Source organism: Mesocryomonas fontinalis (assembly GCF_055730125.2).
The window spans coordinates 436,696-449,817 of record NZ_JBUZWG020000004.1; the positions used below are offsets into that span (position 1 = coordinate 436,696).

9 protein-coding genes are annotated in these 13,122 nt (G+C 63.6%); 6 read left to right on the forward strand and 3 right to left on the reverse strand.

The genetic code is table 11. From position 1 onward, the window contains the following. The first annotated feature begins 132 nt into the window (after nucleotides 1–132). The gene (locus tag ACZL02_RS12935; RefSeq protein WP_472940011.1) at nucleotides 133–3,465 is read left to right on the forward strand and encodes a response regulator; all 3,333 of its coding nucleotides are present in this window, start codon (nucleotides 133–135) and stop codon (nucleotides 3,463–3,465) included. Further along, nucleotides 3,462–3,848, forward strand: coding sequence for a response regulator (locus ACZL02_RS12940; protein WP_472940012.1), 387 nt, complete (start codon nucleotides 3,462–3,464; stop codon nucleotides 3,846–3,848). The genes ACZL02_RS12935 and ACZL02_RS12940 overlap by 4 nt, the downstream gene beginning before the upstream one ends. Before the next feature lie 68 nt (nucleotides 3,849–3,916). On the opposite strand, the gene ACZL02_RS12945 is transcribed toward ACZL02_RS12940, so the two are convergent. From ACZL02_RS12945 to ACZL02_RS12955, 3 genes are all read right to left on the reverse strand, one after another. After that, the gene (locus ACZL02_RS12945) at nucleotides 3,917–5,857 is read right to left on the reverse strand and encodes an AI-2E family transporter (protein ID WP_472940013.1); all 1,941 of its coding nucleotides are present in this window, start codon (nucleotides 5,855–5,857) and stop codon (nucleotides 3,917–3,919) included. 99 nt (nucleotides 5,858–5,956) lie between these two features. Further along, nucleotides 5,957–7,525, reverse strand: coding sequence for an adenylate/guanylate cyclase domain-containing protein (locus ACZL02_RS12950; RefSeq protein WP_472940014.1), 1,569 nt, complete (start codon nucleotides 7,523–7,525; stop codon nucleotides 5,957–5,959). A gap of 117 nt (nucleotides 7,526–7,642) precedes the next feature. Continuing rightward, complete coding sequence (locus ACZL02_RS12955) at nucleotides 7,643–9,154, reverse strand: phospholipase D-like domain-containing protein (protein ID WP_472940015.1); 1,512 nt, start codon at nucleotides 9,152–9,154, stop codon at nucleotides 7,643–7,645. A 229-nt stretch (nucleotides 9,155–9,383) separates the two neighbouring features. Here ACZL02_RS12955 and ACZL02_RS12960 point away from each other — a divergent pair, with 229 nt between their 5' ends. From ACZL02_RS12960 to ACZL02_RS12975, 4 genes are all read left to right on the forward strand, one after another. Next, nucleotides 9,384–9,824 carry a pyridoxamine 5'-phosphate oxidase family protein gene (locus tag ACZL02_RS12960; RefSeq protein ID WP_472940016.1) on the forward strand — a complete coding sequence of 147 codons (441 nt, stop codon included), beginning with the start codon at nucleotides 9,384–9,386 and terminating at the stop codon, nucleotides 9,822–9,824. A gap of 626 nt (nucleotides 9,825–10,450) precedes the next feature. Further along, nucleotides 10,451–11,008, forward strand: a complete 558-nt coding sequence (locus ACZL02_RS12965; RefSeq protein ID WP_472940017.1) for a TadE/TadG family type IV pilus assembly protein — start codon at nucleotides 10,451–10,453, stop codon at nucleotides 11,006–11,008. Further along, on the forward strand, nucleotides 11,008–11,562 hold the full coding sequence (locus ACZL02_RS12970; protein ID WP_472940018.1) for a TadE/TadG family type IV pilus assembly protein: 555 nt from the start codon (nucleotides 11,008–11,010) through the stop codon (nucleotides 11,560–11,562). Before ACZL02_RS12965 ends, ACZL02_RS12970 begins: the two co-directional genes overlap by 1 nt. Before the next feature lie 44 nt (nucleotides 11,563–11,606). Then, nucleotides 11,607–13,088 (forward strand): pilus assembly protein TadG-related protein, encoded by a 1,482-nt coding sequence (locus tag ACZL02_RS12975; protein WP_472940019.1) that lies wholly within the window; start codon nucleotides 11,607–11,609, stop codon nucleotides 13,086–13,088. Nucleotides 13,089–13,122 lie beyond the last annotated feature (34 nt).

Sequence of the window (13,122 nt, forward strand, 5' to 3'; positions counted from 1 at the left end):
CCCGACCACCCGCAACAAAGCGGTAAGTGACCGCCCGGAGGGTTGAACTCGCGGTGGACGCCTTTCCATTGTCCGCTAATGGTCTAGCTGGTGATCATGCCCGCGTGGCAGTCGTTTTTCCGAGGGCATAGCGTGAACGCATCCATTCCCAAAGCCGCCCGCTTTCGCGGTCTTCCCATCGGGCCCGGCTGGAGGATGGCGGGTGCAGCTGCCCTCCTGATCATCGCCGTCGCCGCCTTCGGCTGGACGGTCATCGACATGCGGAGGGCTACGGTCTCTAACACGCGGCATACCGAGATCATCGCCGCGGTCCAGCGGGTCGTCAGCAACGTAACCAGCGTCCAGAGCAGCGAGCGCGGCTTCGTCCTCACGGGATCCGACGCGTTTCTGGAGCCCTACGACCGTGCGCTGAAGAGCTTCGACAAAGCGCTGGCCTCGCTCACCTCGACCTATTCCGGGAGCGGGATGAAGACGGCCGACCTCACCGAGTTTACAGCGCTTGTCACCGCCGAGATCAACTTCGCCAAGAACGTCATCGAGACGCGCCGGACCGGGGGATTCGAGGCCGCTGCCGCGCTCGTGGGCGAAGGCGAAGGCAAACGGCTGATGGACCAGGTCGACGCCAAGGCCGGCGTCATCGATGGAGAGGCGCACAGCGTCATCTCGGAAAACCTCAAGCGGAGCGGCTTCGCCAGCACGCTCCAGATGGTAGGCTTTGCCGCTGCGGTCGCGGCCGCGCTGCTCCTGGCGTATCTCGCCTACCGCCGGCGCCGCGAAAGCCGCGCCCAGTCCGAGGTCATGGGCAGCCTGCTCGAGAATGCATCGGTCGGCATCGGCTTCCTCGACAGCAGCTTCGAGGTCGTCCGGCGCAACCGTCCTTTTGCCGAACTGCTGATCCATGAAGGCCAGCTGTCGTTGCTCTCGAAGACGAAGGACAACGGAACGGTCGAGGCTATCCTGAATGCCGCGAAGGCGGGATCCCCGACATCGAACGTCGCGACCGAGGTCGAGGTGGGCGGCAAGACCCATTTCCTCATGCTGAACGCCTTCCCGATCTCGGGGACAGGACATCCCGGCGCACCGGTGCTGGGCCTGGTGGTGATCGACACGACCAAGAGCAAGCAGGCCGAGCGCCGGTTCGAACAAAGCGAGGGTCGCTTCCGCTCGCTGATCGACGCCGCCGCCTCGATCGTCTGGACGGCGCCGGCGTCCGGTCGCTTCGAGCAGCCGCAGGCCAGCTGGATGCGCTTTACCGGCCAGTCCGAGGGCGAGCACCTCGGCAATGGCTGGCTTGAATCCGTCCACCCGGACGACCGCAGCTCGACGTTCAAGATCTGGACGGCCGCCCGTGCCGAGAAGACCGTCTTCAAGACCGAGCATCGGCTGCGACGGGCCGACGGCAGCTGGCGCCAGATGGCCGTGCAGGCGGCGCCGACACTCGACGCCAAGGGCGAGGTGGCGGAATGGGTCGGCACCCACACCGACATCACCGACCTCCGACAGGCCGAGAAGAAGCTCGGCGAGGCCGGCGCTCAGTTCGAGGCCTTGGCCGACAACATCCCGCAGCTGGCCTGGATGGCGGAGCCGTCGGGCGAGATCTTCTGGTACAACAAGCGCTGGTTCGACTACACGGGCACGACCCTCGAGGACATGCAGGGCTGGGGCTGGCACAAGGTGCACCATCCCGAGCACGAGGCGCGGGTGATCGAGAAGTTCGAGCGCCAGTTCGCCGAGGGCACGATGTGGGAGGACACCTTCCCGCTGCGCGGCGTCGACGGCTCCTACCGCTGGTTCCTGTCGCAGGCGACGCCGATCCGCGACGGCAGCGGCAAGGTCATTCGCTGGTTCGGCACCAACACCGACGTCACGACGCAACTGGCCGTCGAGCACGAGCTGGAGGCGGCCAAGGACGCGGCCGAAACGGCGAACAAAGCGAAGAGCCAGTTCATCGCCAATATGAGCCATGAGCTTCGCACCCCGCTCAGCGCCGTCATCGGCTATGCCGAAATGCTGGAGGAGGAGGTCGAGGATCTCGGCGAGGACGGGCTCCTCAAGGACATCCGCAAGATCAAGGGAAACGCCCGCCACCTGCTCAGCCTGATCAACGACGTTCTGGACCTCTCGAAGATCGAGGCGGACCGGATGGACATCTATGCCGAGACCTTCGACATCGAGACGGTGGTCGACGAGGTGACGTCGACCGTCGGCTCGCTGATCTCCAAGAAGGACAACCGCCTGGTCATCGAGAAGATCGGCGACCTCGGCGCGGCGCATACCGACCAGGTGAAGCTGAGGCAGTGCCTCATCAACCTTCTCAGCAACGCCTCGAAGTTCACCGAGAATGGCGAGATCCGGCTGCGGGTCGAGCGCTCGTCCGATGGACAGCGGGACTGGCTGAACTTCGAGGTCTCCGATACCGGCATCGGCATGACGCCGCAGCAGCTGGAAAACCTGTTCGAACGTTTCACCCAGGCCGATGCCTCGACCACCCGGAAGTTCGGCGGCACCGGTCTCGGCCTGGCGATCACCAAGGCGTTCTGTCGCCTGCTCGGCGGCGATATCGGTGCGCGCAGCGAGGAGGGCAAAGGCTCGGCCTTCACCATCCGCATTCCCGCGGACGCCGTGGAGAAAGTCGACGAGACCGAGATCCTGCACCTGCCCGATCCCGACGAGAGGCAGAACGCCGGTCTCGTTCTGGCGATCGACGACGATCCGAACGCCCGTGAACTGCTGACGCGTTTCCTCAGCCGCGAGGGCTTTGCCGTGCGCACCGCCTCCGACGGCCTTTCCGGCCTCGAAATGGCCCGGGCGATCAATCCGACGGTGATCATCCTCGACGTCACCATGCCGAAGATGGACGGCTGGGCGGTCCTTACCGAACTGCGGGCCGATCCCGTGCTCGCCAACGTGCCGGTGGTGATGGTCACGATCATCGACGAGCACAATCTCGGCTATTCCCTCGGCGCGTCCGACTATCTCCTGAAGCCGGTGGAGTGGAACAGGCTGCGCGACGTGATGGCGCGCTACCGGCTGGACAATGAGGGGCTGATCCTCGCCATCGACGACGATGCCGACACGCTGGAACGCTTCACCTCGCTGATGGCCAAGGAGAACATTCCCGTCGTCACCGCCTCCAACGGCGAGCTCGGCCTCGAGCGCGTCGCCGAACGGATCCCGACGCTAATTTTGCTCGACCTCGTGATGCCGGTGATGAACGGCTTCGAGTTTCTGGAAAAGCTGCGGGCCAACCCCGAGTGGAAGTCGATCCCGGTCGTGGTGCTGAGCTCGAAGGATCTGACCGCGCAGGAATGGCAGCGGCTCCAGAGCGATGCCGACCAGGTGCTATCGAAGAGCAATGTGGCCCTGCGGGAGCTAGTTGCCGAGATCCACGTTATCATGCGACGCGGCAGCGTTGGCGATCCGCCACTCAACCTTGCCAAAGCCGAACTGGAGCCACGCAAATGACACGCATTCTTCTCGTGGAAGATCACGAGGAAATATGGGACTTCCTGTCCCGTCGGCTGAAGCGGCGTGGCTACGACGTCATTCTCGCGCATGACGGACAGGATGGCGTCGAAAAAGCGCGCGCCTCCAACCCGGATATCATCCTGCTCGACATGAACCTGCCCGTCATGGACGGCTGGACGGCAGCCCGCACGATCCGTGCCGACTCTTCCCTGCCGCGCATGCCGATCATCGCCCTGACGGCGCACGCCATGTCAGGCGACCGCGAAAAGACCATCGCCGCCGGTTGCGACGACTACCACGCCAAGCCCGTCGATTTCGCCAAGCTCGTTGGGCAGATCGAGGCGCTGGTGCCGTCTGAAGCAGCGCCTGCTGCCGTCTAAGAAAAAAGCCACTCTCCGGATGCCGGAGAGTGGCTCGTATGCTGATCCTATGGTCAGGCCTCTTGATCTTATGCCGTTTGAATGACGGCTTGGCGATCAAGCCCCTTACCTTCCAGCTGCAGCGGCTGATCGGCCGACAGCTGTAGTACCGCCGCCAAGGTGCGGTTGAAGGTGGTGGTGACCGCGTCGGCATGCGTCCGGCGCTTCAATTCCTTCAGCATTGCCGGATCGCGTTCGCGCCAGATGCCGATGACGATCTTGGCTGAAGGCGCCACCCGGTGAACCTGGCGAACCGCCTGCCGCAGGTGCACCAAGCTCAACGGCTCCACGAAGGACAACACGACCAGCGCGACACCCTCTGCTTCTTGAGGTGTCGGCATGCGCTTTGCCAGCGCCTTCCACGTCGTCGTCTTCGTGCCAAGGCCATGCTTGCGGATGGTCTGCGCCAGCATTTCCGTCAACGGCTCGTCCAGCGCGCTGACGCCGGAGACGCACACGACCGGGGTCTCGCTCCGGAAGGCCGGCGCCAATTCATCGCGACGCCGCACGATGTGCGCGACCTCGAGATCCGGACCCGCCGCCGCAACGGCCGCCGCCGCCTCGGCGTTCAGCGAACCGCCGGATGGCACAGGGCTGCGAATCCGTTCGAGCCGACCGACGAGGTCGAGCGCGGAATGCCGGAGGACGTCGAGACGGTCCCCGGTGACGGCAAATCGTGCGACGTCCTCGTGGGCAAGGCGCATCCCCTCCACGGCGATCTCGTCGTAATAGGTCGCCAGCGCCCGCTCGCGCAGGAAGGCACGGGCTTGATCACCCGCTTCCCGGGTCGAGCCGGTGAGCATGCGCTGGTAGAAGATCTGCGGCGGCGACAAGGCCGGGCGGTCGCCGAAGATGACGTCGATCGTCGAGAGGCGCGGAATGTGACGGCCCATCACCACGAGGCAGATCGTCAGGGGCGTCGCGAGAACCAGGCCGACCGGACCCCAGAGCAGCGCCCACAGGGCGGCAGCCAAGATCACGGCGATCGGCGAGAGGCCGCTGGTATGGCCATAGAGCAGCGGCTCGACCACGTGGCCGAGAATTGGCTCGACGGCGAGGAACAGCACGATCACCCAGATCGTCATGCTCCAGCCGGGATCGACGGCAAAGGCCAACGCCAGGGGCAGCGCGGCGCCGATGAAGGCACCGATGTAGGGCACGAAACGCATGATGCCGGCGAGGATGCCCCAGAGGTACGGGCTGGGGACGCCGATGAAGTAGAGGCCGGTCCCGATGACGATGCCGAAGGTCACGTTGACGATCAGCTGGGTCAAGAGCAGCCGGCTGAGCCTTCGCGCCGCATCGTCGATCGCGGCCGTGGTCTGCTGCAGGTCATCGGTGCCCGCGAGGCGGATGAAGCGGTTTCGCAGGTCCTCACGTTGGGCGAGAATGAAGCAGGCGAAGACGAGGACGATACCGATCATCGCAAGCGGATGCAGCAGCGGCGACACGATCGTCGAGATCGTCGACAGGCCGTTACCGCCGGTATCCAGCTGCACCAGCATCGGCTTGGTCTTCGCCGCGGCGTCCTGTACCGTGTCGTTCGACCCGAGGGTCTCGAAATCCGCCATCAGCTCCTGAATGGTGCGAAAGCCCCGCGCCATGGGGCCGGTGCCCTCGGTCGAGCTCGCGAGCCCCTGGATCTTCTCCTGCATGGTCTTCTGGTAGGTCGGAAGCTCAGCCGCCAGCGCCGCCAGCTGGTTGGCGATCACCACGCCGGCAGCAATGATCCCGACGAGGGCGACGATGACGGCGCCGATGATCGCCAGTCCCTGCGGCAGCCGCATCCGCTGCAGTCCGTTGACGATCGGCGCCAGCGCGAAGCTGAGAAGAATCGCCAGCGCGAAGGGCACGAATATCTCGCGGCCGAGATAGAGGATGGCCGAGACCACGAGGATCAGCACGCCGACGGCGAAGGTGGTGAACAGCGGCAGTGCCCGCTTCAGCATTTGCGATGTCACGATGTCCACGACGTTCTCCGGAAGGCAATTTCAGCAGCAGTTAGGCGCTGGCGGGGGAAAGGGAATTGGCGGTCCGCGCGATGACGGGTGAAACGACGGTCCGGACGGTCAGCGAAGGTAGTAGGTGTCGATCGCCCCGATGCCGCGGACCTCGACCGGGTCGTTCGGATCGAAGTCGACCCGCCCTTCGAGCGCCGAGCGAACCGCGGCGGAGACGAGGATGCGGCCGGGGGTACAGAGGCCTTCGAGGCGGCTCGCAAGGTTCACCGTATGGCCCCAGACATCGTAGAACAGTTTGCGGCTGCCGACGACGCCGGCCGCCGCCGGTCCCTTGCTGATGCCGATGCGCAGGCGCAGCGAGGCGGCATGGTCGATGGTCTGCAGGACACTCTCCATCTCCCGCGCCATGGTCACGACCCGGAAAGCCGGGTCCGACACCGGGTCGGGAATGCCGGCGACGAGCAGATAGGCATCGCCGACGGTCTTGATCTTCTCCACCCCGTTCCGCTCGGCCAGCGCGTCGAAACCGGAGAAGATCCGGTTCAGCATCTGCAGCGTCTCGATCGGCGACAGCGTCGAGGCAAGCTGCGTGAACCCGACGAGGTCACAGAACAGCACGGCGACGTCGGCGAAATGGTCGGCGATGATGCCCTCCCCCTCTCCGAGCCGCTTCACGACGCTGGCGGGGAAGATGTTGTGCAGCAGCATGTCGGCGCGCAGCTGCTCTTCCTTCAGACGGGCGAGCGTCGCCTGCTCGCGGTCGCGAAGGAACTTGCGCTCCAGGAGCGTGTCGATCCGCGCCCTCAGAAGGGTCGCATTGAGCGGCTTCGACAGATAGTCGTCGGCGCCCGCCTCGATGCAGCGCACCGCCGCGTCCACCTCGTCCAGCGCCGACATGACGATGACCGGAAGCGCCGCCGCGCGCGGCTGTCGCTTCAGCCGGTTGAGCACCTCGACGCCGCTGAGACCGGGCATCATCAGATCGAGCATCACGAGATCGAAGTCTTCGGCCTCGGTCAGCGCCAACGCCGCCTCCCCGCTGTCGCAGGCGGTCACGGCATGGCCGAGCTTCTGCAGGCGCCGGGACACGAGATCGCGGATCGAGGCATTGTCGTCGACCACCAGCACGTGGCCCGTCACGCCGGTGACCGGCTTCCCCTCGCCCTCGAAGTCCACGGCCAACGCGGACGGTTCGTCCGGCAGCGGCTCGCCCATCGGCATTGTCGGCCGCTCGGAGGTTTCGTCGAGGACGGCCAGAAGATTGCCGATTTCCTTGAGGACGATGTTCGCCTCGCCGACCAGCCTCTCCATCGGTTCGACGAAACGGTGGTCGTCCTCCTCGGCCATTTCCTCGAGCAGCATCTCGGCATAGCCGAGAATGCCCGACATCGGCGTCCGCAGATCGTGCCGAACCGTCGCCGCCCCGAAATCCTCGCCCGCCGCGGGGGCCTGGATCAGCCCGTCGATCCAGCGCGCCTTCTCGCTCATCCGGGCGATCGATCCGCCCAGCTTTTCGAGGTCACCGGCGTAGAGATCGCCGCCGAACGCCGCGACGGCAGACATCACGTCATCGAAGCTTTCCTCGAGACGCCGCACCGCCGGCAGGAAGATATCGGCGAGCACGTCCAGAAGCTTGGCGTGCGAAGCCTCATTCCTCTGCGGATTGCGTTCGAGCAAGCGACGACCCTCTGGCGCGGACGGACGAGATCGCTCCGCGGACGCTTGGCATCCAACTCGCCGGGATGCCAATCGTTGCAGCAGCTTTGCAGAGGCTTATGCCGAGCGGGCGTGGTTCTATCGCAGCCGCCGGCTGGCCTTGCTGCGGCGGCGCAGACGCGGCAGGTGTAACCGGCCCCGCAATCGCCGCAGCAGACCGCGCTTGCTCAGCGATTCGAACATCTGCTCGGGGCCCTCGGGATCGAGGATCTGGTTGTCGGCCAGCCAGGTCTCCACGTCGCTGAGATCGGGCGCCGTGTAGGGACGAAGCGTCCGGCCTTCGCCGCGCAAGGCCTCGATCGTCTGGATCAGCGAGCCGGTCGCCTCGATCGAGGCGGTGACGGTGGCGGGATCGACGCCGAGCTGTTCGGCCAGAAGATCGTCGCGGATCGCGGTGATCGTGGCATGGAGGCCATCATTGCCAGGCAGGCTGGTGTCGATGGTGACGTCGCACTCGGTATCCAGCCGCAGCGACCGGTTGTTCATGTTGGACGAGCCGATGCGCAGCACTTCGTCGTCGACGATCAGGATCTTGGCGTGGACGTAGATGGCTTCGCCGCCATCGGTATAGGGATGGTAGACACGGAACCGCCCGTGCGGATCACGGCGGCGCAACGCTTCGTGCAACCGGGCCCGCGCGGTGTCCATCGCTAGCGGCTCCAGCCACCCCTGGGCGGTGACGGGATTGATCACCACGATCTCCGGCCCGTCCGGCTCGCCCAGCCGCCTGGCGATCGCCTCTGCGATGCGGCGGGAGGCGAAATACTGGCTCTCCGCATAGATATGGCGTTTCGCCCGGGCGATCTGGTCGAGGTAAAGCCGCTCGACCTCTAGGATGGCGGCTTGCCCGTCCATCGTCGGCACCGAACGCGACACCGCCATCTCGACATCTTCGAAATGCGCGGCCAGCCCGTCCGGCCAGCAGGAGGCCATTCCCTCGACGGCCTGCATCGGCTTGCCGCCCGCGTGATGCCAGCGATCGCGCGCGATCTTGCCGAGCACCTCGGCCATCGGGCCTTCGATCGCCGTCGTGGCGTCGTGCCAGGGCTTGTAGCGCGTGCCGTTCGGCCGCCGGCGGCGGTCGTCCTCGTGCCTGTGCTCGCGCGTGTCCCAGCGGTCCTCGGTCATGTCGATGCCGCCGCAGAAGGCGAAACTGTCGTCGATGACCACGATCTTCTGATGGTGCGACCCGCCGACGGGATGCGCCCCGTCGAGCTTGGTGTGGATGCGGGGATGCGCCATCCACTTGAGGATCGTGAAGATGGTCGAGCCGCGGAACAGCGTTTTGATCGCACCGAGGTCCCAGCGCAGCAGATAGACTTCGAGGTCCGGGCGCTGGCGCACCAGCCAGTAGATGAACTCGCCGACCCTCTCCGGCGCGACATCGTCCTTGCCGCCCCGGCCGAGAATGATGCGCCCGTCAAAATCCCAGCCGACGAGCACGATGCGCTTCTTCGCCTTCAGCATCGCCGCGCGGGCCCAGCGGAAATAATCGTCGGCATCGACGACGACGGCCGCCTTTGAGGCCCGGGCAAGCCGGTAGCAGTTATCGCGCGGGCGCAGCGGGCTCGGCGGTGTCAGCTCATTCATTCCTTGCACCATTCGAAAGATTGCACCCGCGTGGCCGACGCAGATATGGTCGATGGCTCGTCTCGTCGACGGGAAGCTCTCCACTTTCTCGTCAACGAAGTACACCCCGGCAGCCCGCCACCGATCGGCAGGGCGCGCCAAGGCGGCACGTCCTCTCTAAAATCCAGCACCGAGGGAGCAAAGCCCGGTCGGCGGCATTCATCCCAGTATTGCCAATGGGAGCCTGCTCATGACCGACCTCACCCTCGATGACCTCTCGGACAAGATGGCCGACATCGACTTTGCCATGCTGTTCACCAAGACGACAGGCGGCGAGATCGGCGGCCGCCCGATGAGCAACAACGGCGACGTCGAATACAACGGCGACTCTTTCTTCTTCTGCTACGAGGAAGCCCGCTCGATCGCCGACATCGAAGCCGACCCTAAGGTTGCCTTGTCTTTCCAGGGCAATAAGGGGTTGCTCGGCAAGCCGCCGATTTTCATCTCCGTCGAAGGCCATGCCGAACTGATCCGTGAAAAGTCGGAATTCGAGGTCCACTGGACGTCCAGCCTCGATCGCTGGTTCAAGGACGGCATCGACACGCCCAACATTGTGCTGATCAAGGTCCGTGCCAAGCGGATCCACTACTGGCTGGGTGAGGACGAGGGCGAGATTTCCATGACCGCCTGACCGACAACCGGCGCGCTGACTGCTGACGCTCCAAGCGGGCACGTGCAGCCTGGCGGATCGGACTTCCCGCTCTAGCGCCATGACATAGGAGCTATGCGTTCAGCGGGATTTATTCAGGCGTCGCAATATGGTTTCCTAAGATTGCATTCGTTTCCTCCCAGATCCCAATGCACAAGCTAGCCCGCCCGGTTTTCCGCGGCGGGTTTTTTTTTGACTATGCTGAGTTGCGCACCGTTCGGGATTAGTCGATCCGCGAAGCGCTGGCGAACGTCCGAGTTTTACCGCGGACCCGCCTTGATCGCCGCATCAGCCGCCGCTTGTCTCATTATGAAATCACAGTTAATAATATAATAGACAGCAATTGCTATGTTTTTTTCACAAATAGTTTTTTAAACAGTATTTATATGAATTTCATACAATAAAATTGAATTATTGTACTGTACGAATTGATTTACTGCACTTCTCGGAACGATATATATTCTTGGTGGTAGCCGTTTTAGAGATTTACAACCGCGAGTTTAGCGGAATTTCTGTAGTGATTTAAGTATTGTTCAAGCTTTCGGTTCTAAGTGTCCAGTGAGATGACACCGCGTTTTGATCGGTGTCGCAACGGTAGATAGACCCTCATGATTGGGCTGAAAAGACTGGACCCTGGCTCCGGACGGGCACGACGATCCGCCTTCTCGCAGTTCTTCGTGCGCGCGCGGGAAGGCACGGCGGCCGTCGAGTTCGCTTTGCTGGCCTTGCCGTTTTTCCTGATCGTATTTGCGATCCTCGAGACCGCCTTCATCTTCATCGGCAATGTCACGCTCGAGCAGGCCGTGGCAAAAGCCAGCCGCATCGTTCGCACCGGAAATGTCGCACGGGAGAATATCAGCGAGGCGGACTTCCGGAAGACGCTCTGTGGCGAGATCACCGTCCTCATGACATGCGACAACATCAAGCTCGACCTGCGGTCATACTCTGATTTCGCCTCCATCCCGACCAGCGCGCCGATCGTCGCCGGCGCCCTTTCGGCAGGTGACTTCCGGTTCGAGCGCGGCAATGCCGGCCAGATCATGGCGCTGCGGGCTTTCTACGAATGGCCGCTCTTCACCAACTTCATGGAAAGCTACCTGTCCGACCTCAGCGGTCGCAAGCATCTCCTGATGTCGGTCTCCGTCTTCCAGACCGAGCCCTTCTGATGCCGCCACGCTTTTCCAGGTGTCTGAAACGCTTCGTTCGAGATCGCGCCGGCGCCGGCGCCATCGAGTTCGCCCTGATCGCGCCGGTTCTTCTCACCCTCTATCTCGGCAGCGTGGAGGTGACCCGAGCCATCACCTTCAGCCACAAGATGCAAAGGGCGACCACCGCCGTCAACGATCTCGTCACCCAGTCGACCGACCTCAGCAAGGCCGGCGTCCTGCAGAAGTTCGACGCGGCGGACGCGATGCTCGCGCCCTTCCACCTCGACCCGATGCCGATGCGGACGACGGCGATCAACATCGATGCCGCCGGCAATGCCAAGGTCATCTGGTCTGTCGCCCGCGGGATGGACAAGGCATCGGCGGGAAAAGCCTACGTCCTGCCCGATCTGCTGAAGGGCCTTCGAAACTATACCCTCGTCGTCACGAACGCGTCCTACGCCTTCTCCCCGATTTCCACCTACGTGCTGGCGGCGCACATCCCGATGCGTGCCGAGGCGCGGGGACGGTTCCGCGGTCAGAAGGCACCGACCTGCAGCGATTGCACCAAGTAGCCCCCCGCCGACCGACCTCCATCTTGAAACCAGAGTACCCCCCCGTGTTCCGGCAATTTCTCTCCGACCGCCGTGGCAATTTCGCGCTGATCACCGCGATTGCCATGCTGCCGATGATCCTGGCGATCGGTTTTGCGATCGACGGTGCGCGCTACTACAAGGCGCGCTCCCATCTGCAGGACGCGGTGGATACGGCCTCGCTCGCCGTCGCCGCGTCCGAGGAACAGGATACCAAAGTGCTGCGCACGATGGCGGAGGAATTCATCCGGTCCAATCTCGACGAGAGCACCATCGACAGCGTCAATTTCGACTGGTTCACGTCGAGCCCGGAGGAAATCACTGCCGGCGTGCATGGCTCGATCACCACGAGCTTCATGCAGCTGGCCAATGTGAAGACGATGTCGGTTTCGGTCTCGACGGTCGCCAAACGCGCCCCGAAGCAGATCGTCGAGATCGCACTCGTGCTCGACAACACCTACTCGATGAGCGCGCCCGATGCGAAAACCGGCGAAACGCGCATCGAAACCCTGCGCAAAGCCTCCAAGAGCCTGGTCGAAACGCTGCTGCCCACGGACGATCCCGGCACCCTCTCCATAGCCCTCGTGCCCTATGCCGACCACGTCAATGTCGGCATCGAGAACAAGAGCCAGAACTGGCTGGCCCTGGACGGCGCCGAGCGCACGGAAACGGGCGGCGGCGACCGGATGTGCGGACCGAAGGTCGAGAACGGCACCGAAACCTACTGCAAGAAGTATTCGACGAAGTCCTGTACCAGTATTGTCGACGGCATCACCGTGACATCGACCTGCAATGACCAGTGCATCGAGCAAGGCACGCGCACGGCCTACAAGCAAACCTGCACTGGCAAAGATCCCTTCTCCAACACCTACAAGTTCTACGGCTGCGTCGGGACGCGCATCGCTGGATCACTGCGCCTCAGCGATACCAGCCCGACGTCGAAATATCCCGCTTACGTCGAAACGTCGCAGAGATGCGCCCGCCCGATCATTCCACTGATGCAGGACCGGAAGACGCTGCTGGCTGGCGTGGCGGCGATGACGCACCAACCGTCGAACTACGTCGCCAACACGCATATCCCCTCCGGGATGGTCTGGGGTCTCAACGTCCTCTCTCCCATGGCGCCTTTCAGCGAGGCTGAGGAATACGACCCGGACAACAAGTCGCCGCGCAAAATCCTGATCCTGATGACAGACGGCGATAATACGCTGAAACCGGACACAAGCCGGGGAAAGCATATCGGATTCGACAGTAAGGACGCCAACAAGGCCGCCGCGGACTTCATCAACGTCAACAAGGACACGGCGGACATCTGCACCAATGCCAAGGCGAAAGGGATCGAGATCTACACCGTTGCCTTCGCCGTGACGAAAGTGGAGGCCAAGGCCTTGCTTCGCCAGTGCGCGACGAGCGATGCCTACTATTACGACGCGACCGATGCCGCAAAGCTTGCCTCGGCCTTCTCAGGCATCGCCCGGGCGATCAGCCAGGTGCGGTTGTCCCAGTAGGACGCAATCCGACTGGACAGTTCAGCGCTTCGGT

Excerpts from the sequence above, each read along its gene's own strand:
- ACZL02_RS12970 (WP_472940018.1), top strand. The coding sequence starts at position 11,008 with ATGCCGCCACGCTTTTCCAGGTGTCTGAAACGCTTCGTTCGAGATCGC.
- ACZL02_RS12960 (WP_472940016.1), top strand. The coding sequence starts at position 9,384 with ATGACCGACCTCACCCTCGATGACCTCTCGGACAAGATGGCCGACATC.
- ACZL02_RS12940 (WP_472940012.1), top strand. The coding sequence starts at position 3,462 with ATGACACGCATTCTTCTCGTGGAAGATCACGAGGAAATATGGGACTTC.
- ACZL02_RS12965 (WP_472940017.1), top strand. The coding sequence starts at position 10,451 with ATGATTGGGCTGAAAAGACTGGACCCTGGCTCCGGACGGGCACGACGA.
- ACZL02_RS12955 (WP_472940015.1), bottom strand. The coding sequence starts at position 9,154 with ATGAATGAGCTGACACCGCCGAGCCCGCTGCGCCCGCGCGATAACTGC.